14 protein-coding genes, 2 pseudogenes and 1 other annotated feature are annotated in these 24,153 nt (G+C 43.8%); of the genes and pseudogenes, 14 read left to right on the top strand and 2 right to left on the bottom strand.

What is annotated here, in order from left to right:
• Positions 1 to 260 precede the first annotated feature (260 nt).
• Complete coding sequence (locus tag FTU64_RS14560) at positions 261 to 590, bottom strand: DUF4236 domain-containing protein (RefSeq protein ID WP_005403805.1); 330 nt, start codon at positions 588 to 590, stop codon at positions 261 to 263.
• Between the two features lie 208 nt (positions 591 to 798).
• Here FTU64_RS14560 and FTU64_RS14555 point away from each other — a divergent pair, with 208 nt between their 5' ends.
• Genes FTU64_RS14555 through brxL form a run of 7 tightly spaced genes read left to right on the top strand, consistent with a single transcriptional unit; the run spans position 799 to position 14,893 of the window.
• Entirely contained in the window at positions 799 to 1,665 is an 867-nt protein-coding gene (locus FTU64_RS14555; RefSeq protein ID WP_160255371.1) for a WYL domain-containing protein, read from the top strand.
• A 10-nt stretch (positions 1,666 to 1,675) separates the two neighbouring features.
• Positions 1,676 to 2,287 (top strand): DUF1819 family protein, encoded by a 612-nt coding sequence (locus tag FTU64_RS14550; RefSeq protein WP_180025626.1) that lies wholly within the window; start codon positions 1,676 to 1,678, stop codon positions 2,285 to 2,287.
• Between the two features lie 16 nt (positions 2,288 to 2,303).
• Entirely contained in the window at positions 2,304 to 2,879 is a 576-nt protein-coding gene (locus FTU64_RS14545; RefSeq protein WP_005403808.1) for a DUF1788 domain-containing protein, read from the top strand.
• Between the two features lie 40 nt (positions 2,880 to 2,919).
• Positions 2,920 to 6,600 (top strand): BREX system P-loop protein BrxC, encoded by a 3,681-nt coding sequence (gene brxC, locus FTU64_RS14540; protein ID WP_180025627.1) that lies wholly within the window; start codon positions 2,920 to 2,922, stop codon positions 6,598 to 6,600.
• A gap of 46 nt (positions 6,601 to 6,646) precedes the next feature.
• Positions 6,647 to 10,156 carry a BREX-1 system adenine-specific DNA-methyltransferase PglX gene (pglX, locus tag FTU64_RS14535; protein WP_180025628.1) on the top strand — a complete coding sequence of 1,170 codons (3,510 nt, stop codon included), beginning with the start codon at positions 6,647 to 6,649 and terminating at the stop codon, positions 10,154 to 10,156.
• 43 nt (positions 10,157 to 10,199) lie between these two features.
• Positions 10,200 to 12,824 (top strand): BREX-1 system phosphatase PglZ type A, encoded by a 2,625-nt coding sequence (pglZ, locus tag FTU64_RS14530; RefSeq protein WP_179990993.1) that lies wholly within the window; start codon positions 10,200 to 10,202, stop codon positions 12,822 to 12,824.
• Between the two features lie 29 nt (positions 12,825 to 12,853).
• Entirely contained in the window at positions 12,854 to 14,893 is a 2,040-nt protein-coding gene (gene brxL, locus FTU64_RS14525) for a protease Lon-related BREX system protein BrxL (RefSeq protein ID WP_179990994.1), read from the top strand.
• Between the two features lie 123 nt (positions 14,894 to 15,016).
• On the opposite strand, the pseudogene FTU64_RS14520 reads toward brxL, so the two are convergent.
• Positions 15,017 to 15,253 (bottom strand): annotated as a pseudogene (locus tag FTU64_RS14520) (hypothetical protein); the annotation flags it as partial.
• Between the two features lie 289 nt (positions 15,254 to 15,542).
• Here FTU64_RS14520 and FTU64_RS14515 point away from each other — a divergent pair.
• From FTU64_RS14515 to FTU64_RS14485, 7 genes and pseudogenes are all read left to right on the top strand, one after another.
• Positions 15,543 to 15,959 (top strand): cation efflux protein, CzcI-like, encoded by a 417-nt coding sequence (locus tag FTU64_RS14515; protein WP_227591950.1) that lies wholly within the window; start codon positions 15,543 to 15,545, stop codon positions 15,957 to 15,959.
• Positions 15,960 to 16,007: 48 nt separating this feature from the next.
• On the top strand, positions 16,008 to 17,333 hold the full coding sequence (locus tag FTU64_RS14510; RefSeq protein ID WP_035269736.1) for a TolC family protein: 1,326 nt from the start codon (positions 16,008 to 16,010) through the stop codon (positions 17,331 to 17,333).
• 1 nt (position 17,334) lies between these two features.
• On the top strand, positions 17,335 to 18,564 hold the full coding sequence (locus tag FTU64_RS14505) for an efflux RND transporter periplasmic adaptor subunit (RefSeq protein WP_016658777.1): 1,230 nt from the start codon (positions 17,335 to 17,337) through the stop codon (positions 18,562 to 18,564).
• Positions 18,554 to 21,694 (top strand): efflux RND transporter permease subunit, encoded by a 3,141-nt coding sequence (locus tag FTU64_RS14500; protein ID WP_005028604.1) that lies wholly within the window; start codon positions 18,554 to 18,556, stop codon positions 21,692 to 21,694. Before FTU64_RS14505 ends, FTU64_RS14500 begins: the two co-directional genes overlap by 11 nt.
• Positions 21,695 to 21,780: 86 nt before the next feature.
• A complete protein-coding gene (locus FTU64_RS14495; RefSeq protein WP_005028603.1) occupies positions 21,781 to 22,680 on the top strand; it encodes a cation diffusion facilitator family transporter in 900 nt (299 codons plus the stop codon).
• Between the two features lie 161 nt (positions 22,681 to 22,841).
• Positions 22,842 to 23,408, top strand: a complete 567-nt coding sequence (locus FTU64_RS14490) for a recombinase family protein (protein ID WP_006581699.1) — start codon at positions 22,842 to 22,844, stop codon at positions 23,406 to 23,408.
• 182 nt (positions 23,409 to 23,590) lie between these two features.
• Positions 23,591 to 24,153, top strand: a pseudogene (locus FTU64_RS14485) (IS3 family transposase); the annotation flags it as partial.
• Positions 23,880 to 23,996: a sequence feature (AL1L pseudoknot), on the top strand. Its footprint overlaps the pseudogene before it by 117 nt.

Here is a 24,153-nt window from a genome sequence, read left to right as displayed (position 1 = left end):
ACATGGATACTATTATTTATTAATTAAAACTCAAAGACTTTTCAGCATTAACCAAGAGTGTGATCAAGCATAATTTCTGCTCCAATTGTGATGGATCGATTTACCTCGACTCGATTGAGTCAGACTATCATGATTGAGCCAGAGTCGCTTACTGAAAGTAGCGAGAATTGCGCTGGAGTTTCTGAAGGATATTAATTCCTTAGTTTGCCCATTCATCCATCTGGGCATTTTTTTTTGATTAAAATACAATGCGGTTCTTGCTAAAAAATGACGGCACCCACCATAAAACACAATATTCCAAAAATAATCCAAGGCCATATCTTTGCCTTCGGTTGTTCTAAATTCTGAGGATTATATTCCGTGTGTTCTAGCGATGTCGGTTGTGGAACACGGGTCTTTTTAGAGTAAGGTTGGTGTTTAGAGTAAGATAGTCCCGTACCTGGAATGCCGACACTGGTTCGCGTACCTTTTTTCCCAATATTTAGAGAAGCACCAGGTTTGCCAATGCTGGCACTGCTGATGCCTTTATGGGTCAGATTAATTTTAAAACCCGGGAATAATTTAATACTTTTACGAAATCTAAAACCCATATTTCTCTCATTCTAAAACTTAGCTCAATTCACGCGCTATACCAGGATCCATGATCTGCTAGAGATCGTACTTTGACGGCTATCATCAGGATACTAGTATATTTTTTATCTGATGATTGCAATACTACCTTTAAATACCGTCAAAAATATTTACTGTATATTTGCTGTAGGGTAATCTTAAAGCTGCTATTTATTGACTGATTGGTATATGACGACAGATAAGCATGAAGTGCTTCTTCGAATGCGAGCCATCGAGTTGCTTGCTTACTGGGAAGGTCGTTTGGTTACCAATCGTTTGATGAGCTGGTTTGGGCTCAGTCGACAGCAGGCTTCTGCGGATATCAAGCGTTACAATACGCTGTATAACCCCGATGCCTTGATTCATGACCCCTCCGTCAAGGGTTATGTGCCTAAGGCCAGCTTCCAGCCTGTACTGACTACAGCGCATATCAATGAATATCTCAATATGCTCTCGGGCTTGGTCAGTGAATCGCATGCCCTTATTGCGATGCCAGAACCGAATCTTACAGCAGTTCAATTACCTGATCGCAGTGTACGTCCTGAAGTGATTCGGGAAGTTTTGCGTGCCTGCCGCAACCAAAGTACTTTAAAAATGATTTATGCCTCGATGCAGAATCCGCAGTGGCATGAACGCATCATTTCCCCACACACCCTGGTGTATACCGGTTTTCGCTGGCATGTCCGTGCCTATTGCCATCAGAGCAAGCAGTTTAAGGACTTTTTACTCTCCAGAATTGATCGCACACCTGTTGTGATGGCGATTGAGTCAGTAGACCCTGCTCAGGATCAGCAATGGCATGAAGAAATTGTACTGACGCTGATCCCGAATCCAAAATTGAATGCAGCTCAAAAAGCGCTGGTCGAAAAAGACTTCGGCATGCCTGATGGCAGATTACAGATTCCGGTGAAAAAAGCCTTGGCTCACTATACTTTGCAGCGATATCAGGCCGCGATCACGCTGGCTGAGGCGGATGATGCCTTGAAATATCCCTTGGTACTACAACGCTCAGATATCGAAAAGCTGTCATCTTACCTGTTTGATCAAGCTTCATAGGAGATTGGCTATGTTAGAACAATTTCATTATGACAGTGACCTAATTGGTGGCTCACTGATGGTACGTGAAAGCCGGCTGATCGCGGATCTGTTATTACGAGAGGCGACTCCAGAACAATGGCATCAGGCCATTCAGATTGACAATATTCTGCAAAAAAGAACTGCGGCTTCGGCGCAACGCAATGCCACCGCTATTCGTAAGCGTCTGGAGCGCTTGGAGCCTGATTTCTGGAAAGCACTACGTGATGGGGATGATGAGCTGGCGACCCAGGTGGCTTTTTGTGGCGCATTGGAACGCAACCTGTTGCTGCTTGAGTTTATGGAAACGGTGATGAGAGAGGCCTATATCTCTCAGGCTCAATACCTGGACAGTTATATCTGGTCAGATTTTTTGGATGAACGCTCACAACGTGATCCGGATATCTTTGATTGGAAAGAGTCCAGCAAGAAAAAAATGGGGCAGGTGGTGTTTCGCATGCTGGCAGAAGCCGGTTACTTAAAAAGTACCCGTAAGCTGGAGTTGCAGCGCGTGATCGTCAGAGCAGAGCTGCGTAGCCTGTTGGAAGAACATTATAAACAACGCATTAAAAGATCTATGGAAGTGTCGCTATGGACGCGGTAGTTGTAGAGGGGCAGCAATGAGTCAAACAATACATGAGCGTCTGAACCAGATTCCAGAGCGAATTCTTTCCACTGAGTTTCTCACTGGACAAGGATTGGGCAATGAAATTGGCTTCTGGATTTTTGATTATGCGCCTGAAGATGAGTTGAAAGTGCGCGAATATTTGCATTTTCTCGAAGGGATGCTGGAGAAAAAACACAGTCAGCTGAAGGTGGTGAATATCAACCTGCTGCAAGCCGTGGTGGATTATCTGGCTGAGCGTAACTTCATCGATAAAGCCATTCAAATGCAAAAAGCCAAAGGCGATGAAGCGCTGCTCAAAGCCTTAAAGGGCCCACTGCATATGGATAAGTTCGCGCCGTATCTGGTGAGTAAATATGCCACCAATGCGCAAGATATTGTGTTGATGACTGGGGTTGGGTCGGTTTGGCCACTGTTACGTGCCCATCACTTATTAAACAGTTTGCATTCGTTACTGGGGCATAAGCCAGTGGTGCTGTTTTACCCAGGTTATTACGACGGTCAAGCGATGAGTTTATTTGGAAAAATTCCAAGCAATAATTACTACAGAGCATTCAGATTAGTGCCTTAACACGGCAAATAGAAATAAGAATTCCGGGGAATTGATTGAGATGAACATTAAAGAACTTTTTTATAAGCCATTAGATCGTGCGATTAACGGGGTCGTAAAAGCAGACCAGAATGACAATACTACGGTTTATCAGGAACTCGATGAGTATGTGGTCACCAATGAACTGGAAAAGCATTTTCGGGACTTTTTCCAGTCTTATGGCACAGACCTAAGCGATCCTTCGATTGCCAACCGTGTCGGCGTATGGATTTCGGGCTTCTTTGGTTCAGGTAAATCACATTTCCTGAAAACCTTGTCGTATATTCTGGCCAATAAAGTGGCACGTGACGCGGAAGGTAACGAACGCAGTGCTGCAGAATTCTTTGATGAAAGCAAAATCCGGGATGCGTTTATCCGTGCGGATATTGGTAAAGCGGTTAGTCATCATGCCGATGTCATCCTATTTAATATCGACAGTAAAGCCAGCTCCAATGATGATGGTAATCCGATTCTGAATGTGTTTTTACGCGTGTTTAACGAATATCAGGGTTTTAGTGCCGATCATCCACATATTGCACATATGGAACGTCACCTGAGCCAGAAAGGGGTGTATGAGCGCTTTAAACAGGCTTTTGAAGAATCTAGCGGCATGTCCTGGCTAGAGGAGCGTGACGGCTATCAGTTCTATCAGGATGATGTCGAAACCGCAATTTCCCAAGCCCTCAACTTATCTGCTGAAGCTGCGCATAAATGGTTTGAGGATTCTGAGCAGACCTTTAGTGTTTCGGTGGAAAACTTCTGTCAGTGGGTGAAAGAATACCTGGACAGCAAAGGACCCCAGCAACGCATGTTGTTCTTGGTCGATGAAGTGGGGCAGTTTATTGGCAGCGATACCCGCTTGATGCTGACACTGCAAACCATTACTGAAAACTTGGGTACGATCTGTAAAGGCCGCGCTTGGATTATCGTCACCTCGCAGGCAGACATCGATGCTGTTTTAGGTGAGATGTCTTCTTCCAAAGCCAATGACTTCTCCAAGATTGCTGGACGTTTTAAAACCCGGTTATCACTGTCCAGTTCCAATACCGATGAAGTCATCCAGAAACGTTTATTACGTAAAACCCCGGAAGCTGAAGCACTGCTCAGATCAGTGTTTGAGCAAAAGGGCGATATCTTAAAAAACCAGATCACCTTTGACCGTTCAGGCCCAACACTCAAGAACTATGAGGGTCCAGACAGCTTTATCAATAACTATCCTTTTGCGCCGTACCATTTCCAGCTGGTGCAGAAAGTTTTTGAAGAAATCCGTAAGGTCGGTGCGACCGGTGCACACCTGGCCTATGGTGAACGGTCCATGTTGGATGCGTTCCAGATGGCCGCGAATGCGATTGCTACAGATGAAGTCGGGGCCCTGGTTCCTTTCCACCGCTTCTATACTTCAGTGGAAGGATTTCTGGATACAGCAGTGAAGCGTACCATCGACCAGGCAGGGCAGAATAAAACCCTGGATAGTTTTGATGTGCAGATGCTGCGTACCCTGTTCATGATCCGCTATGTCGATATCATCAAAGGTACGCTGGATAACCTGGTGACTTTGTCGATTGAGAAAATTGATGAAGATAAGCTGGCATTGCGCAAGCGGATTGAAGAGAGCCTACTGCGTCTGGAAAAAGAGAGCCTGATTACTAGGAATGGTGATGAGTTCCTGTTCCTGACCAATGAAGAACGCGATATTACCCGTAAAATTAAAGCCACAGACTTAGCGGCTTCAGAAGAAAATAAAGAGTTAGCTAATCTAATCTTTAAAGATTTACTGAGGGATCAGAACAAATACCGCCATCAAGCCAACAAGATGGACTATCAGATTGGTCGTTTTCTGGATGGTCATAGCCTGGATGGCAAGTATGAGAGCGATTTGAAAGTTGAAATCATTTCTCCACTGGATACGGAATATAACCTCTACACAGAAGCTTTCTGTATTGGTAAGAGCGCCGAGGCCGAAGGGCAGGTACTGTTTAAACTGGCAGACGATAAACAGTTCTTTAATGAACTGCGCACCTGGCTGAAAACCAATAAATTCATCCGCTTAAATGATGATGGTACCCAATCCGATATCACCCGTATTCTGGCAGACCGTGGCCGTGAGAATCAGGAGCGTAAAAAACGTCTGCGTGCCCGGGTCGAAGAAATGTTGCTGGACGCGGAAAGTTATGCCTTGGGTCAACATCTACAACTTTCATCTTCAAGTCCAACCACCAAGCTGGATGAGGCTTGTCGTTATCTGCTGGAAAACACTTATACCAAACTGAGCTATTTGCAGGTCTATCAGCAGGATGCCTGGCGTGAACTGAACGCCGTCTTGACTGTTGATGATATGGCGCAACTCGGATTGTCTCTGGATGGCGGTCAAAGCAATCCGAAAGCCCTACAGGAAGTAGAGCAGTACATTGCACTACGGGCCACTGGTACAGAGCGTATTCTGGTCTCGGATGTGATAGATCGTTTTGCCAAACGCCCTTATGGCTGGCCAGATGCCGAGATTTTACTGCTGGTAGGTCAGCTGGCGGCAATGGGGCGGATTTCTCTGCAGTTAAATGGCGGCAGCTTACAGTTGAAAGAGGCCTTTGAGCCTTTACAAAACAGCCGTCGTCGCCGTGATGTGTCGATCATTAAAAAACGCCAGACTGATGATCAGGTGTTGAAACAGGCACGCCAACTCACCCAAGACCTATTCTCGGCCATGGGACCAGCGACAGAAAAAGAGCTATTTGAATTCTATACCCAACATTTTAAAAACTGGTTAGCCAACTTTAAGTCGTATAAGAGTAAAACTGATGTCGGGCAGTTCCCAGGCAAGAAAGTGATTGAAAAGTCGATTCTGACTTTGGAACGTCTGCTGGCGAATAGCGACAGCTTTGATTTCTTTAAGGCCGTGGTCGAGAACAAGGACGACTATCTGGATCTGGAAGAAGATTATCGTGATATTCATGAGTTCTTCACTAACCAGATGCCGAGCTGGCAGCAACTGCAACAGGCCTTACGTCATTTTGAGAAAAACAAACAGGCGTTGGGCAGTGATGATGTGGCAAAAAAAGCCCTGTCTGAATTACATCGTATTTCCACCCTTGAATCTCCCTATGGCCTGTTAAATAAAGTTGCTGATTTGGTTCGCACCGTGGAAAGTGTCAATCAACGCTTACTAACTGAAAAACGCAGTCAGGCGCTAGAGCAGCTGGATGACAAGATCAAACAGCTGGAAGCTGAAATCAAGAACAGCGGCATTGCTACAGCTGAGCTGAGTAACAAGCTACTGCGTCCGCTGCAATTGCTCAAAGCGGATATTGAAGTGGAAACTAGCCTGTCCACCATTTATATGCTGCAAACCCAAACCGCCGTCGAGCGTTTTGATGAAGCCTTGTATGAGTTGGAAAGCGAAGTTCAGGCGGAAATCCAGCGACAGGCCAAAGCGGCACAACTGGCTCAGCGCAAAGCCGAGAGTGTAACCAACACTGCAACCACCTCCAGCCCAGCTACATCAGCACCTGCTGCGAGTCCGGTACAGCCTGCGATAGCCGTAGTGCCACCGAAACCGGTGGTGGAAGTCGATGTCGCCAGCATTTACAGCAAAAGCTCCAGTAGTGTCTATCTGGAAACAGAAGAATCAGTGGATCAGTTTGTAGACGCACTCAAAGCTGAATTGAAAAAAATCGTGAGTGACAAAAAGCGTGTGCGTATCCGCTAACAGGGCTTAGGGATATCGGCATCAGTCATTGATTAAAGGTTTAAAGATGAATACCAGTAATATTAAAAAATACGCACCGCAAGCACGAAATGATTTTATCGCAGCGATGCGCAAGCAGGCCGCCAAATATGGCATCACCGCAGACCGCATTTTACCGGCTGAACAGAAAGGCGACTTGCTGCTGATTGGCGATCAGGTTTTTCCGCTATCAGTCATGAAACCACGTGACAAGCTGATCAAACGCATTCAAACCAGCAGTTTTGAGCAGACGATTGATTATATCGCTTACAGCTGGTTTAACCGTCTCTGCGCGATTCGTTATATGGAATGCAAAGGCTTACTGGATCATGGTCGCCGTGTACTCAGTAGTGCCGATGGCAGTGCAGGCTTGCCACAAATTCTGGAAGAATGTCTGGACATTGAGCTACCGAATTTAGATGCCAGCCGTGTGGCTGATCTCAAGCTAGATGGCAATAAAGACGAAGAGCTGTATCGGGAGCTATTACTGGCTCAATGTCATGCGTTGAATCAGGTGATGCCACTCCTATTTGAACAGGTTTCTGATGAGTCAGAACTGTTATTACCTGACAATTTAACCAAAACCGATTCTTTGATCCGTGATTTGGTGAGCAGTATTCCAGAAGAAGATTGGAATGATGTGCAGATTATTGGCTGGTTGTATCAGTTCTATATTTCTGAAAAGAAAGATCAAGTGATTGGTAAAGTTGTCAAGAGTGAGGACATTCCTGCCGCGACGCAACTCTTCACCCCAAACTGGATTGTGAAGTATCTGGTGCAGAATAGTGTCGGTCGTTTATGGATGATGGCACAGCCGGAAAGTACCCTGGCCAGCGCATGGGAATACTATATTCAGCCGGCGGAACAGACCGATGAAGTCAATGCACAGCTGAAACAGCTGATTGATGTGCGGATCAGTGAAGATGGCGATAGCTTAAACCCAGAAAGTATTACGGTGTTGGATCCGGCCTGTGGTTCGGGGCATATTCTGGTGGAAGCCTATGATTGCTTAAAAGCGATTTATTTAGAACGTGGCTACCGCAGCCGAGATATTCCACGTTTGATTCTGGAAAACAACCTGTACGGCATTGATATTGATACCCGTGCAGCACAATTAGCTAGTTTTGCATTGTTAATGAAAGCGCGTGAGGACGACCGCCGTTTATTTAGCAATCCACCGAAGCTGAATATTATTGCGTTGCAAGACAGCCAACCTGAACGTTTAGACGCATTCAGTCAGGACTTGGCAAATACCGGTATTGCACAGGCAGATTTAAAAGAGTTACTGGGTTTATTTGAACACTCTTCGACCTTTGGTTCTTTAATTCAAATTCCTGCAGCATTTGCGAAGAAACTACCTGACTTAGAAACCAAGCTGAATACAGCATTAGAATCAGGAGATATTTTTGCACAGCAGTCAGCACAAGAGTTATTGCCTTTAGTACAACAAGCTATATTACTGGCTAAACAATATGATGCAGTAATTGCAAACCCGCCGTATATGGGCGGTAAGGGCATGAATACAGCACTTAAAGATTTTGCGAAGAAAAAATTCCCTGACAGCAAGTCAGACCTGTTTGCCATGTTTATTGAGCGTGGATTTGTATGGTGTAAGGACAATGGCTTTAACAGCATGGTCGCTATGCAAAGCTGGATGTTCTTATCCTCTTATGAGGCGATGCGTGAAAAGCTGTTACAAGATCGCACGATTCAAACTATGGCACATTTAGGTGCAAGAGCATTCCCTGAAATCTCAGGAGAGGTGGTACAAGCGACTGCATTTGTGATGCAAGGTAAACATCTAAATGGGTTCAAGCCCGTATTTTTTAGGTTAGTGGATACAGAGCAGGATCAAAAAGAAAATGAATTAAAAGCAGGACTAAATCGCTTTGATTCAACGATTCAAGATGACTTTAAGAAAATTCCAGGTAGTCCTGTGGCTTATTGGGTGAGTGAAAAGGTAAGAGAAATTTTTATATTAGGAAAATATGTGGATGATGTTGCAGAACCTAAAAGTGGCCTATCAACTACAGACAATAATCAATTTTTAAGATTCTGGTTTGAGGTTTCATATTTAAAAATTGGATTTGGTATTACCAGCATTATTAATACTCAAGATAGTGACTATATGTGGTTTCCATTTGTTAAAGGGGGAGATTTTAGAAAATGGGCTGGTAATGAGGTGTATGTGGTAAATTGGAAAAATAATGGTCGTGATATAAGAGAAAAAACAAAAGGGGCAGCTGGAGGTCGAATAGTAAGTCCAGAATTTTATTTTAAAACAGGTGTTACTTGGTCTGGAATATCAAGTAGCCTTCCTTCAATGAGAAAAATGACGAATTCTATTTTTGGAAGCGGAGGGAAAGCTTTATTTTCGAATGAACATTTAGATGTATTTTTAGGTTTTATGAATTCTAAAATAGCTATAAGCCTTTTAAACATCATAAGTCCAACGTTAAATTATGAAGCAGGGCATATTGGTAAATTGCCAGTAGTGAAATTTGATTCAATTCCTATAAATAAAGTTATCCAGTCTCTGGTTGATATATCTAGATCGGATTGGGACTCCTATGAAACTTCATGGGACTTTACTCAAAACCCAATTATCCGTACGGGGCAGCTAAACCTCGAACAAGCTTTTAACACCTGGCAACAGCAAAATGCTGACGCCGTGGCTGAGATGAAACGCTTAGAAGAAGAAAACAATAAGCTATTTATTGATGCTTATGGTTTACAGGACGAACTGACGCCTGATGTACCCGATGAACAAATCACCCTAACCCGTGCCGACCGTGAAAAAGACAGCCAGCGTTTAGTTTCTTATGCACTTGGTTGCATGATGGGACGCTATAGCCTAGATGAACCTGGCTTGATCTATGCCCATGCAGGCAATCAAGACTTTGATCCTAGTCGTTATCAGACATTCCCAGCCGATGCTGACGGTATTATTCCACTCACCGAAATGCACTGGTTTGAAGATGATGCTACACACCGTATCCAAGAGTTCTTAACTGCAGTGTGGGGTAAAGACACACTAGACGCTAATATGCTGTGGTTGGCAGAAAGCTTGGATAAAAAAGCTAGTGAAACCGCTGAAGACACCATTCGCCGTTATCTTGCTAGTAAATTCTATAAAGACCACATGCAAACCTATAAAAAGCGTCCGATCTACTGGTTATTTAGCAGTGGTAAACAAGGCGCTTTCCAGGCGTTGGTGTATTTGCACCGCTATAACGAAAGCACCTTGGCGCGTATGCGTACTGAATACGTCATGCCACTGATTTCCAAAATGGCTGCTTATGCTAATTCTCTAGAAACAGCAAAAGAAAGTAGTGACTCTGCGGCTGAAATCAAACGTATCGAGAAAAAACTGCAAGATTTGCATAAGCAACAAGCTGAACTCAGTACCTTTGAGGAAAAGCTGCGTCACTATGCCGATCAGCGTATTTCACTGGATCTAGATGATGGGGTGAAAGTGAACTATGGCAAGTTTGGGGACTTGTTGGCTGAAGTGAAAGCTGTGACGGGGGAGAAATAATGAATAGCTTTTCTTCCACACTAGATCATGCAGAGGTGGTTGCATGAACTTAAGTCAACTTCAACAAGGCCTGGAACAAGCCTTTTATACTGAACAGCATCGAATTGTCTTTTGGTACGATGCAGAACAGTCATTTACTGAAGAAATCAAAGCCCTAGAGCTAAATGATGTCCAGATTCTGAATATGGCAGAAGAATCCAGCCTTGCGATTAAGCTTAAACTGGAACTTGAGGATCAGCAGGGTAAATACTTGCTGTATTTCCCAAGCCCTGAGCCTGAAACCGAAAAAGACTGGTTACTGGACATCAAGCTGTATTCACGCAGCTTCTATGCCGATCGTTTCTCGATTATTTTCAATGAGCTCGGTTTACAACAACAAAGTTTAAGAGAACATCTGGCCAAACGTGAAGAGTTCCTCAAAGCCAAAGCCCGTCTGAGTACATTGAAACGCTATATCCAGTCTGATGCAGATGAACAGGATCTGGATATGGCCATGATTGCGGCTGTGGTCAAGGCTGACAGTGCCGAACTTATGCATATCGTTCTGGCACTGGCAGATGAAATGGTACAGCAGAATCTGAGTCTGGAAGTCAATCCAGACTCCTTTGCTGAACTGGAAAAGTTCCAACTGGTGCCAGCTTTAGTCACCGCATTACAGGCGGAAATTGGTTATCCAGCATCGGTTGAAGAATTGAATGGGGAAGTGCCATTCAAGCTCGGTACGTTCTTTATCCGTTTGATGACTACAGGTTTCTGTGAAAGCTTGGGCGATGTACCGGTATGGGCTCAGGAACTGGTGATGTCATCCGTCAGCTCCCGTGCGACGGCTAGAGCCTTTTTGTCGCGCTGGAGAGACAGTTCTAAATACTACCCAACCTTCGATACACTCTCCCAGAGCGTGGCCAATGCACTGCGGATCCAAGAAAAGGTCGGGGCTTTTGATCTGGAGCAGCTGCTCGATGTCATGACCTTTGAAGTGATTGAACAAAAGATCATTGTTGATTTGGCCAGTCATATCCCCGCAGCAGCCAAAGCTGAACTGGAACATTTCAGAACGATTATTTCTACCCGTCTGGATGGCTATTGGGCGTCCAAGCATAAGGACGATGCAACCCGCCGTAAATACCGTACCGTCTATACAGCGTTGCAGGCAGCGATTGAGCTGTTCAGCCTGCGACAGCAGTTTGATTCCGGGTTTTATTTCGACTCCAGCGAAGCTTTGTATAAAGCCTACAAGCAGGAGCTGTATCGCTTTGATCTGGCCTACCGCCACTACAGTGCTGCTTCTCAACGCGCTCATGTCGATATCCTGAAAAAACTCGATGAAGAAGTCGAAAATTGCTATTCCTACTGGTTTATTGACCACTTGGCACGAAACTGGGGAGAGCGGATTGAAGCTGAGCAACGCTTGAATGTCTGGAAAATGGCAGATATCCCAAACCAGCAGAACTTCTACGATATTCACGTCAGACCCTTACTCAGTTCTGCAACGAAACGCCGTATTGTGGTAATTATCAGTGATGCTTTTCGCTATGAAGCTGCGGTAGAGCTGCGTGATCGTATTAATGAAAAGCGTTATTCCGAAGCGACCTTGTCTTCACAGCTGGGCGTTGTCCCAAGTTACACCACACTTGGCATGGCCTCGTTATTGCCGCATCAGACTTTGGAGTACAAAGAGGCCGCAGGGGATGATGTTTTAGTAGATGGGCAGTCCAGCAAAGGGACTGCAGCACGATCCAAAATTCTGGCGGCCTATAATGGTCTGGCAGTCACCGCTGAAATGGTAAAAGGCTGGTCGCGTGATGAAGGCCGTGAAGCGCTGAAAGACCATGAGCTGATTTACGTTTATCACAACGTGATTGATGCACGCGGTGACAGCGCCTCGACAGAATCAGAAACCTTTATGGCGGTAGAACATGCCATTGAAGAGCTGACCGAACTCAGCCGCAAAATCTTAATGCACTTCAATATTTCTACCCTGTTGATTACAGCCGACCATGGCTTCCTGTTCCAGCAAAGTAAACTGGAATCTGCGGATCGTTCAAGCTTGACTGAAAAACCTGCCAATACATTGAAGAGCAAAAAACGCTATGTGATTGGGCATGGTTTACCAGAGAGCAAGGAAGCCTGGAAAGGCTCAACCCAAGCTACGGCAGGCACATTATCTGCGACTGATTTCTGGATTCCAAAAGGGGCGAACCGTTTCCATTTTGTAGGAGGCTCACGTTTCGTGCATGGCGGCATCATGCCTCAGGAAATTGTGGTGCCGGTACTGATGGTAAAACAGCTACGTGGTGAAAAGGCTGGACAACGAACCAAGCGTAAAGTCGGTGTTATTTCTACCAAATCTACCTTGAAGATGGTCAGTAACATCCAGAAGTTTGATTTGATGCAAACCGAAGCTGTCAGTGAGCTGGTCATGCCAGTGACTTTATCCATTGCCATTTATGATGGGGATCTTAAAGTTTCCAGTGAAGAAACTTTGACTTTTGATAGCACTACCGATTCTGTTGCCGATCGGGTCAAACAGGTCAGATTGTCATTGTCTGGCACTGATTTTGACCGTAAGAAAGATTACTTTTTAGTGCTGAAGGACAAAGACCTGAATATCGAAATGGAACGCTATAAGGTCACCATTGATCTGGCATTTACTGATGACTTCTTCTGATAACGAATTAACGATAGAGCGTGGCGTATATGGAATTGGCTAACGATAAAGAACTGGATCAGTTGCTGAATGAACACTTTGCCGGGCGGGTGGTACGTAAGGATCTGACCAAACTGATTAAAGAAGGGGCCAATGTCCCTGTCTATGTACTCGAATACCTGCTGGGGATGTACTGTGCCTCGGATGACCCAGAGATCATTGAACAGGGACTACGTAACGTAAAGACCGTACTGGCTGAGAATTATGTCCGACCGGATGAAGCCGAGAAGGTGAAATCCCTGGTCCGTGAACGTGGCAGTTATAAAGTCATTGATCGGGTCACGGTGAAGCTTAATGAGCGTAAGGACAAATACGAAGCCTCCTTTAGTAATCTAGGTATCAAAGATGCCGAGATCTCGGCAGGCATCGTCAAAGAGTATGAAAAGCTGCTGGTTGGTGGAATTTGGGTCATCGCCACCCTTAGCTACTACTTTGATGAAGGGCAGACCTGTTCTCCATTTGGCGTGAGCTTACTCAAGCCGATTCAGATGCCCAATATGAATATGGAGGAGCTATTCAATGGACGAGCAGCGTTAACCACTGATCAGTGGCGCGAGAGTTTAATCCGTTCGATCGGTATGGAGCCGGCTTCCTTAAAAGAGGAGGTGCAATGGCACTTGTTGGCACGCATGATTCCTTTTGTCGAAAACAACTATAACGTCTGTGAGCTGGGGCCACGCGGTACCGGTAAAAGCCATATTTACAAAGAGTGTTCACCGAACAGTATTTTAGTCTCGGGTGGGCAAACGACTGTCGCCAATCTGTTCTATAACATGAGTAGCCGCCGTATTGGTCTGGTGGGGTTATGGGATGTAGTGGCTTTTGATGAAGTCGCCGGTATTTCCTTTAAGGACAAAGATGGCGTGCAGATCATGAAAGACTACATGGCATCGGGATCTTTTGCCCGTGGCCGGGAACAGATGGAAGCATCTGCTTCAATGGTTTTTGTGGGTAATATTAACCAAAGTGTTGAATCCTTGGTGAAGACTAGCCACTTATTGGCTCCTTTTCCTGAAGCAATGATCGATTCAGCATTCTTTGATCGCTTTCATGCCTATATCCCGGGTTGGGAAATTCCAAAAATGCGTCCGGAATTCTTTACTAACCGTTATGGTCTAATCGTTGATTATCTGGCTGAATTCTTCCGGGAAATGCGTAAGCGTAGTTTTGCGGATGCCATTGAGAAGTACTTTAAGCTCGGCAACAACCTGAATCAGCGCGATGTGATTGCCGTTCGCAAGACGGTTTCCGGATTGATGAAGCTGCTCTACCCACATGGTCAGTTTAACAAAGAAGATGTACGGCAATGCCTGGAATATGCACTGCAGGTGCGCCGTCGGGTCAAAGAACAGCTGAAGAAAATTGGAGGGATGGAATTCTATGATGTGCATTTCAGCTATATCGACAATGACACCTTAGAAGAACATTTTGTATCGGTAAAAGAGCAGGGTGGTGGCGGACTGATTCCAGAAGGTCCAGCCAAGCCAGGTTTCTTATATACCATCGGGCTCAGTAATAAAGGCATGCCGGGGTTATACCGCTTAGAACTTCAAGTCACCAAAGGTTCAGGAAAGCTGGCGACGTCAGGCTTATGGAATTCAAGCAGTGCCAAGGAGCAGGTCAAGATCGCATTTGACTACTTCAAGGCCAATGCATCCAGAATATCGGGTGGTAGTAAGGTGATGGAACATGACTTCCACTTACATGTGGTTGAATTACAGAATACCGGCCCGCTCAGCCATCTTGCTCTGCCAAGTTTAGTGGCTTTTGCTTCTGGCCTGTTAGGACGATCGGTACAAAGTCAGATGGTGGTACTGGGTGATATGAGCTTGGGTGGTTCAGTGACACCGGTGGAAAGTATTGCCGAATGTCTGCAAGTTGCTTTTGATGCGGGTGCCAAGAAGGTTGCTTTGCCAATGAGTAGTGCGGCAGATATCCCAACGATTCCTGTGGAACTGTTTACCAAGTTCCAGACCAGCTTTTATGCAGATCCGGTAGATGCTGTGTTTAAGGGGCTAGGGGTGGATTAATTTCATATCTGTCTGGAAGAGTTACAGTAGATTGTTTTAAATTCAGTTTCTCAAGTTAAACACCATGTTGTAAAAGCATAATACTGCCTCTTTTAAAGAGCTAGTATTTTAGGGGGGATTACCCTTCATTTTTTCTTGATCAGATATCTGTTGTACTTTGACAGGATTTTGTTGATCTAAATATTTTTGATACCAAACACGCAATGTTTCAGGAGTACAACCGATTTTAGGATCAATAGCTGTGATTGCTGCCCAAGTAGAAGGATAATCTTTTTCAGATTCAATCAATAATTGAACCGCTCTTTCTCTGATTTCAGGGGGCAATTTTACTTTGCCATTTGTAAGGTAAAAGGGGTCAATTTTAGAATGCCGTTGACAATGTATCGCCTTTTGAGTTTGAAGCAATGTACAATGATAAGATTAACCCGTTAGGTCAGGTGGCCTAACTTAAATAAAAAGTCTCCGACAAACCCGGTACGGTTCACTATCTATTGTTATTCTTACCTGAAATTGATGTGAGCTTATAGAGACAAGGTAAATTTGCAAAAGTGCCGGCTATTCAGTGTTCATTGAATGTTTAATTTAATTTATTAAGCTTGACCTTGGAGTGGCTCTAAGCCTTATACTTGGTACAAATTTTTCGATTGTTATGATGATGCGTTCTACTACATGGATTACAGTCTTGGTTGGATTGTTCATGTTCCAAAGCTTTTGGAATGTGGCGGCGGCCTTTTGTGTCCATGAACAACAGCCTCAATCACAGCAGAGTTATCATTTTGGTCATCACCAAAATACCTTGTGTGCCAGCGATAGTCGTCAACACGATCATAATGGACAGTCAGAAAACATAAAAACATTCAGTAGCGATTTAGAAATCGGTGAAGATCATCAAGATCATCTACCATCGATGACGCATTTGATTGTACAAAATGAAAAAGTAGATGTGTTTCATCCAAGCTCTGAAGTTAAAGTGAATCCACAATTTCATTGGAAAAACAGCTATCAGGCTCCTGACCTGTTTCAACAAAGCCCACCTCCCAAATTTTCCCCGCTCATGGTGGGGTAGCCTAAAACATTCCCACCACTTTTATTATTTAAATAAGTGGGAAAAATCATGTCTTCACAATCAATTATACTCTTGCGTCATAGCTTGGTTGCTTGTATATGTGCAGCGGCTATGCAATATAGCTATGCTGAAAACGTTACCAGCTTTGAATCTGCTTTAGCAAAAGTACAAAGTTACCAGACTCAAGACAAGCTGTGGCAACAAGTTCAGCAAATATCTGAATTGAATATTCAGCAAAGTCGGTTATGGCAGAATCCAAGTATAAGTTTAGAACAGTCTGGCTTTGGCTCAGGTCAAGAACAGGAATTCAATGTTGGCGTTAGTCAACCTCTAGATCTATTTGGTCAGCGTAAGCTGAACCGGGTGATTGCCAATACCTCGAATCAACAAATCCAATTGCAACAGCAATTATGGAAGGCACAAAGCCAACTGATTGTTAAATTTGCATGGTCGCAATTTGCACTTGCTGAGGTTGAGCAGTCTGCTTATTCAGTACAGTTAAAAACAAGTAAAGCCAATCTGGACAGTGCCCAGAAACGCTATCAGGCAGGCAGTATTGCCCTGGTTGATTTTGAGCGTACCCAAATTGAAGCGCTAGAAATCCAACGACTTTATCAGCAAGCGATGCTGAATAAACAAGCTGCCGGTCGTCAGCTGTCTAATTTGTGGGGGGGAGAAACATCTTCACATCTTCAATTGAATAAAACCGCTATCCCTTGGCCAGAGCAAAGTCTCCAAACTGTGCAACGGTATATTGCTGAAGGGTGGCTAGAAAAATTCTATGCCTTGAACATTCAGCAATCGGATCATCAAATTGAAAATTTAAGAATTCAGGCACGTCCCAATCCGACTTTAAATGTAGGCATGAAACGTAGCAAAACCCCTAATGAAAGCAACGATACGACTTTGGCAATCGGCGTGGCTATTCCACTGAATATTTTCAACCGCCAGCAATATGCGATCCCGATGGTCCAGCAACAGCAAATATTGCTGAACCAACAGCAGCAGCGTGAGCTGAAGCAACAAATACTCAATATTGCCAACAGCATGCATCAGCTCAAAGGTTTACGTAGCCAGTTCGATGCCACAACAGCACAAGTTACTTTGGCGACCAAAGTTCAGAGCCGTACTTTACAAGGGTTTCAGGCAGGGAAACTGTCCATTACCGACGTTCAGCAAGCAACCACCCAACTGCAGAATCTTCGATTGGGTCAATTACAAATTCTACGTCAAGCTTGGCAAACTGCCCTCGCAGCTGAGGCACTCAGTATTGGCACAAGTTATGAAGAAATTAGCCGTTCGGATGCCTATACACAACTGAATAAAAAGGCAGTCGAAGCATCGCAAAATTTAATCAATGGGGGAGCACGATAAAATGAACGCCAAGCAAAACGGAAAAATATCCCAGTCTCTCATGATTGCAATTTTGATTCTGATTACGGTCTTGGTCAGTCTGGTTATTTGGTTAAGTTCAAAAAAAACTGAATCTGAGGGGCATGGTCATGATGAGGGAAATGCCGAACATTCTGATGAAGATAGTTCTGAAGAAGGACATGCTGAAGAAGGCGAAATACAACTGACCAGCCAACAAATGGTTGAACAAGGTTTAAAAGTTGCTGTTGCATCCACAGGATTGGTTGAAAAGCTGACAACCCTGCCAGGTAAATTGGTGGTGAATACCGATCAACAAGCGCATATATCGCCTAATTTTAGTGGTCATGTCGAGCAGGTCAATGTGGCTTTAGGACAGAGCGTGCAAAAAGGACAAACGCTGGCTGTACTAATCGTGCCTGAACTGATCGACCAACAGGCAAATCTGCGTATGGCACAGGTGAATCTGGATTTGGCCCGTAAAGATTACCAGCGCGAACAGCAACTCTGGTCACAGGGGATTTCTGCCAAACAGGATTACCAGCGTGCCGAAAATGCCTACCGTCAAGCGCAGATTACTGTCCAGTCCTCACAAGCACGTTTAAATGCATTAGGTGCAAGTGGCAATAACAATGGGCGTTTTCTGATTAAAGCACCGATCTCTGGGGTGATCAGTCAAAAAGATATTGTGGTCGGTGAAAATGTGCAACTGGCTAATCAGCTCTTTGTCATTGAACAGCTGAAAGATTTATGGCTTGAGTTTAATTTGCCGAATCAATTCTCAGGTCAACTGCAAGCCGGGCAAAAAATTGACTTTAAAGTGAATGATTCAGATCAAATCTATAAAGCTACTGTACAAAGCTTAACCTCTCAGGCAGATGTACAAACAGGGCGTCTGGTGGTGCGCGCAAAACTCGATGCGCAAGCTACTGAGTTGCGTTCTAATGTGTTAGTGAGAGTGTTGATTCCGGAAGCTACAGCAAAATCAGCCCTTCGGATTCAAAAGTCTGCGCTGCAAAGTATTGAAGGTGAAGACAGTATTTTCATCGTAGATTCAGAACAAAAAGGTCAAGTCCACTTAAAAGCACAGAAAGTGCAATTGGGGCAGGCTTCAAGTGATGGACAATGGCTTGAAGTGATTTCTGGGCTGACTGAAGGGCAGAAGTATATCGCTCAAGGCAGTTTCTTGTTGAAATCTGAATTAGAAAAAGACGAGGCAGGCCATGAACATTAATTCTGATCTGCCAAAACCAGAAGGTTTATTCGAACGAATCATTCAGTTTTCCATACAAAATGCGATTTGGGTGTTGCTCTTTGTCTGTACCTGGATTGCGGTCGGGGTGTATAGCTATCAGAAACTCCCGATTGATGCTGTACCCGATATTACCAATACCCAAGTCCAGATTAATACTCAAGCCAAGGGTTTTACTGCGCTTGAAGTCGAACAGCGGATTACCTATCCCATTGAAAATGCCATGGCTGGCATTCCGGATCTGGAGCTTACCCGTTCCATATCCCGTTATGGACTCTCTCAAGTCACCATTGTCTTTAAAGATGGGACTGATATTTATTGGGCCCGTCAGCAGATTAACCAACGGATACAGGAGGCGCAATCTGAGTTGCCTGCACAAATCGCACCGACGATGTCCCCCGTTTCTACGGGTCTCGGTGAGATTTATCAATGGGTACTGAAGGCAGATCCGAATGCGAAAAAGCCGGATGGAACTGCATACACGCCGATGGATTTGCGTGAGATTCAGGACTGGATTGTGCGTCCTCAACTGCAACGTGTTAAGGGAGTTGCAGAGGTCAACAGTATTGGTGGTTTTGAAAAAACCTATGTGGTCTCTCCCGATTTAAACCGGATGCAGCAACTGAATATCTCATTAGAACAACTGCAACAGGCTTTAGCGCAAAATAATGAGAACCGAGGTGCAGGTTATATTGAAGACAATGGTCAGCAACTGACGGTACGTGTACCGGGTACATTCAATGGGCTTTCTGATATTGAGAACACCATGCTGGGTAGCCCAAATGGCAGCCCAATTCGGGTTGGTGATATTGCGCAAGTCTCTATTGGGCATGATTTAAGAACCGGTGGGGCAACCTATAACGGCAAAGAAACCGTTTTAGGGATTGCCATGATGGCGATGGGTGGAAATAGCCGGACTGTTTCTAAAGCTGTGGATGCCAAGCTTCAAGATATTCAGAATAGTTTGCCTAAAGGGGTAGTGATTGAACCGGTGTACGACCGTACTACCTTGGTTGAGAAGGCGATTAAAACCGTTCAGAAAAACTTGGTAGAGGGAGCAATCCTGGTCATCATCATTCTGTTCCTGTTTTTAGGGAATATCCGTGCTGCCTTGATTACTGCCTGTGTCATTCCACTCTCTATGCTGTTTACCTTAACCGGGATGGCACAGAAAAATATCAGTGCCAATCTGATGAGTTTAGGTGCACTCGATTTCGGCATCATTGTCGATGGTGCTGTGGTGATTGTCGAAAACTGTATCCGGCGTTTAGCCCATACACAGCAACTGTTAAAACGACCTCTCACACAAAGTGAACGCTTTAAGGAAGTTTTTCTGGCTGCCCGCCAAGCACGTCGTCCTCTTATTTTTGGTCAGCTTATTATTTTGGTGGTGTATTTGCCGATTTTTGCTTTAAGTGGTGTAGAAGCAAAACTATTTCATCCGATGGCTTTAACCGTTGTTCTCGCACTGGTGGCAGCTATTATTTTATCGATCACCTTTGTGCCCGCTGCAGTTGCTTTATGGGTTAAAGGGGAGATCAAAGAAACGGAAAGCCGTTGGATGATCTGGCTCAAAACCCGATATCAACAGATATTGGATGGAGCCTATCATTACAAAGCGGTGGTTTTAACTTTTGCCATTTGTCTCCTGGTCATTACGGGTCTGCTCAGCACGAAGATTGGCAGTGAGTTTGCACCCCAGCTGAGTGAAGGTGATTTTGCGGTACAGCAATTACGTTCTCCAAGCACAGGCTTGGAAGAGTCTTTACGTATTCAGGAAAATACCGAAAAGCTTTTACTGAAAAACTTTCCCGAAATTAAAGCTATATTTGCCCGTACCGGGACTGCTGAAGTGGCGACAGATGTGATGCCACCGAATATTTCCGATGGTTATATCATGCTGAAACCACGTGAGGAATGGCCAGATTCAAAAGAAAGCCTAGATGCACTTCGAACCCGAATGGAAGCTTATCTTGCGACAATTCCCGGCAATAACAGTGAGTTTTCTCAGCCTATTGAGCTACGTTTTAATGAACTGATTTCAGGTATACGCAGTGATGTGGGGGTGAAGGTTTTTGGTGATGACATGCAGGTTTTGAATACTGAGGCTGCAAAAATCGCGAAAATCATTCAGCAAGTCGCAGGTAGCAGTGCGGTGAAAGTTGAACAAACTTCGGGTCTGCCTTTACTCAATGTAGAGATTGATAAAGCTTTAGCTGCCCAGTATGGCTTGAGTGTGAAATCTATTCAGGATGTGGTGGCTGCAAGTATTGGTGGACAAAGCGTGGGAGAGATTTTAGAAGGCGATCGTCGTTTTGATTTTGTTATCCGTCTTGGAGAGCAAGACCGTAGTGTCGCATCTGTTTCCCAGTTACCTATTCAGCTTCCAAATGGTGGCAGTATTTTATTGTCGGATGTCGCGCAAGTCTCGACCATTGAAGGAATCAACCAAGTCAGTCGAGAAAATGGTAAACGCCGAGTTGTGGTTACAACGAATGTTGAAGGGCGTGATTTAGGGTCTTTTGTTTCTGATGTACAGACACAGCTCAAAGCATACACTTTGCCAAGTGGTTATTGGATAGAATATGGCGGTCAGTTTGAAAATTTGGCTTCAGCCAAAGCACGGATGCAAATCGTGATTCCACTGGCTTTAATCACTATCTTTATTTTACTGATGGCGGTCTTTCACAATGTCAAAGAAAGTCTATTGGTCTTTACCGGGGTACCCTTTGCCTTGACCGGTGGTGTGCTGTTCCTTTGGCTAAGGGATATTCCATTATCGATGTCAGCTGGAATTGGCTTTATTGCCTTATCTGGTGTTGCAGTCCTCAATGGACTGGTAATGCTGACCTTTATTAAGGAATTAAGGGACAAATATCCAGTGCATAAAGCCGTGTGGCAAGGGGCTATTTTGCGCTTAAGACCAGTGTTGATGACAGCTTGTGTGGCTTCACTGGGTTTTGTACCAATGGCGCTGGCAACCGGAACAGGGGCTGAGGTTCAACGGCCACTGGCAACCGTAGTGATTGGCGGGATTATCTCTTCAACATTACTAACTTTGGTGCTGTTACCCGTGCTTTATCGTTGGATAAATGAAAAGAAAGTTTCTTAATCCAATAGATTAGTCGATTTACAGCAGAGATATTGGCTGTTATCCAATATCTCTGCTCATCATAAATAGAATAAGGAAAATATTTTATGTCAGAACATCATGATCATAGCCATGCGGTTGTTACTGAAGAAAATAGTAAGAAGTTAATGGTTGCCTTAGGTTTAACGACTACTTTTTTAATAGTAGAAGTTGTCGCTGCTTTTATTACCCAAAGTTTGGCTTTGTTATCTGATGCAGCTCATATGTTTACTGATGTAGCCGCTTTAGCTATTGCTCTTGCCGCTATCAAAATTGGTAAAAAAGCCGCAGATGATAAAAGAACTTTTGGCTATCAGCGATTTGAAATTTTAGCGGCTCTGTTTAATGCGGTGATGCTTTTTGTGGTAGCAATATATATTGTATATGAAGCTTATCAACGTTTTACGAATCCTGCTGAAATTCAAAGTGTTGGAATGATGATTGTCGCGGTCATTGGTTTGGTCATAAATTTGATTTCAATGAAAATCCTTTCTGCTAGTGCTGAAGGAAGTCTAAATATAAAAGGTGCATATTTAGAAGTTCTTAGTGATGCTCTAGGATCGATAGGCGTGATTATCGGAGGAATAGTTATTTATTTTACCCAGTGGATGTGGGTTGATACCGTAATCGCTGTGTTAATTGGCTTCTGGGTCTTACCTCGAACTTGGATTTTATTAAAACAAAGTATTCATATTCTGCTTGAAGGAGTTCCTGATGAGATTGATATTGAGTCGTTAAGAAATGATTTATTGAAGCTAGAGGGCGTTGAAGGGATTCATCAGTTGAAAGTCTGGGCTATATCCTCAAGAAATATTCATTTAACTGCTCATTTGGTTGCTCCGAATAGCAATACAGATCAACTCTATCAAAAGGCCTTAGAAGTTCTAAAACATAATCATAATATTACTGAAATTACGTTACAAATAGAAAATACGAAATGTAATACATTGAACCAACATAAACACTAATTTGGACTTTAGTCTTCATATAGATGTTTTGTGTAACTTTAAAGTATAGCCTAACGGAACAAAATAAAGTCTTAAAAAGCAACTCAAAAACCGTATTTATAGACTTAATATTTAATTTCGGTACAATATGTATTTAATTATCTAAACTCTAACGGTACAGAATGCCTAATCAGGTCGGATATATTCGAGTCAGTTCAACTGAACAAAATACTGAACGTCAATTAGATGGAATCAGCCTGGATAAGACCTTTACTGAAAAGGCAAGCGGTGGTAGCCGTGAACGTCCTCAGTTAAATGCAATGCTCGACTATCTGCGTGAAGGTGATACGGTGCATGTTCATAGTATTGATCGTCTGGCACGTAATACAAATGATCTGAACGAAATTGTGAATAGTCTGAATGATCGTGGTATAACCATTATTTTTCATAAAGAGAATTTGACCTTCAGTCATGATGTAGCACAATCGGCAATAAATAAACTCATGTTTCAGATGCTTGCTGCATTTGCAGAGTTTGAACGCTCCATGATCCGTGAGCGTCAAAAGGAAGGAATTGCAAAAGCCAAAGCGAAGGGCTTATATAAGGGAAGAAAGCGGAAGGTTGACTATGTTGAAATACGAAAAGCAATGGCTGAAGAAAATTCAACATTTAGAGGTGTTGCAGAAAAGTTTAAAGTAGGGATAGCAACAGTACAAAGAGCTTTAAAAGAAGAAACTAATAATCAATAAGGTTGATTAATGAAGACGCTTAGATATTCAAATTTAGAAAAGATCATGACCATTTATACTGAAATTTCTACTTATATTACATTTCATAATGCGACTGGTTTAACAGATATAAATAAATCAATGGAAGATTTTTGAACCGTACCGGGTTTGTCGGAGACCAAGCTTTCTGAGAGAATGTCCCGATGAAAAAAGTAAAATATACCCCTGAAATCAGAGAAAGAGCGGTTCAATTATTGATTGAATCCGAGAAAGATTATCCATCGAATTGGGCTGCGATCACCGCTATTGCTCCCTGAGCAGTATACTGCGCAAGGGTTGTACTCCTGAAACACTACGTGTTTGGTATCAAAAATATTTAGATAAACAAAATCCAGTTAAAGTACAGCAGCTTTCAGACCAAGAACGTATCAAACAACTCGAACGCGAAAATAAAGAACTGCAACGCGCCAATGAAATTCTACGTAAAGCAGCCGCTTTTTTCGCCCAGGCGGAGCTCGACCGCCCACACAAATAATGGTGGATTTTATCCATAATAATAAAGAGCTGTACGGAGTCGAGGCGATTTGTAGAATTTTACCGATCGCACCTTCAACCTATTACCGGACTCTAGATCTCTGTGAAAATCCAGAACATCGAGCAAAGCGAGATTTACATGACTTGCATCATGCTGAGGAGATTAAACGAATTTGGAAGGAAAGTTCAGGTCGGTATGGTGTACGTAAAGTCTGGCAAAAACTGAAACGTG

Source organism: Acinetobacter sp. YH12128, from assembly GCF_013418655.1.
GTDB lineage: Bacteria > Pseudomonadota > Gammaproteobacteria > Pseudomonadales > Moraxellaceae > Acinetobacter > Acinetobacter amyesii.
The sequence above is the reverse complement of the archived record's forward strand: the minus strand, read 5'-3'. Positions and strand labels throughout refer to the sequence as shown.

What these genes read in the sequence shown, in the direction of transcription:
- FTU64_RS14560 (WP_005403805.1), bottom strand. Translation starts at nt 590, where the DNA reads ATGGGTTTTAGATTTCGTAAAAGTATTAAATTATTCCCGGGTTTTAAA.
- FTU64_RS14555 (WP_160255371.1), top strand. Translation starts at nt 799, where the DNA reads ATGACGACAGATAAGCATGAAGTGCTTCTTCGAATGCGAGCCATCGAG.
- FTU64_RS14550 (WP_180025626.1), top strand. Translation starts at nt 1,676, where the DNA reads ATGTTAGAACAATTTCATTATGACAGTGACCTAATTGGTGGCTCACTG.
- FTU64_RS14545 (WP_005403808.1), top strand. Translation starts at nt 2,304, where the DNA reads ATGAGTCAAACAATACATGAGCGTCTGAACCAGATTCCAGAGCGAATT.
- brxC (WP_180025627.1), top strand. Translation starts at nt 2,920, where the DNA reads ATGAACATTAAAGAACTTTTTTATAAGCCATTAGATCGTGCGATTAAC.
- pglX (WP_180025628.1), top strand. Translation starts at nt 6,647, where the DNA reads ATGAATACCAGTAATATTAAAAAATACGCACCGCAAGCACGAAATGAT.
- pglZ (WP_179990993.1), top strand. Translation starts at nt 10,200, where the DNA reads ATGAACTTAAGTCAACTTCAACAAGGCCTGGAACAAGCCTTTTATACT.
- brxL (WP_179990994.1), top strand. Translation starts at nt 12,854, where the DNA reads ATGGAATTGGCTAACGATAAAGAACTGGATCAGTTGCTGAATGAACAC.
- FTU64_RS14515 (WP_227591950.1), top strand. Translation starts at nt 15,543, where the DNA reads ATGATGATGCGTTCTACTACATGGATTACAGTCTTGGTTGGATTGTTC.
- FTU64_RS14510 (WP_035269736.1), top strand. Translation starts at nt 16,008, where the DNA reads ATGTCTTCACAATCAATTATACTCTTGCGTCATAGCTTGGTTGCTTGT.
- FTU64_RS14505 (WP_016658777.1), top strand. Translation starts at nt 17,335, where the DNA reads ATGAACGCCAAGCAAAACGGAAAAATATCCCAGTCTCTCATGATTGCA.
- FTU64_RS14500 (WP_005028604.1), top strand. Translation starts at nt 18,554, where the DNA reads ATGAACATTAATTCTGATCTGCCAAAACCAGAAGGTTTATTCGAACGA.
- FTU64_RS14495 (WP_005028603.1), top strand. Translation starts at nt 21,781, where the DNA reads ATGTCAGAACATCATGATCATAGCCATGCGGTTGTTACTGAAGAAAAT.
- FTU64_RS14490 (WP_006581699.1), top strand. Translation starts at nt 22,842, where the DNA reads ATGCCTAATCAGGTCGGATATATTCGAGTCAGTTCAACTGAACAAAAT.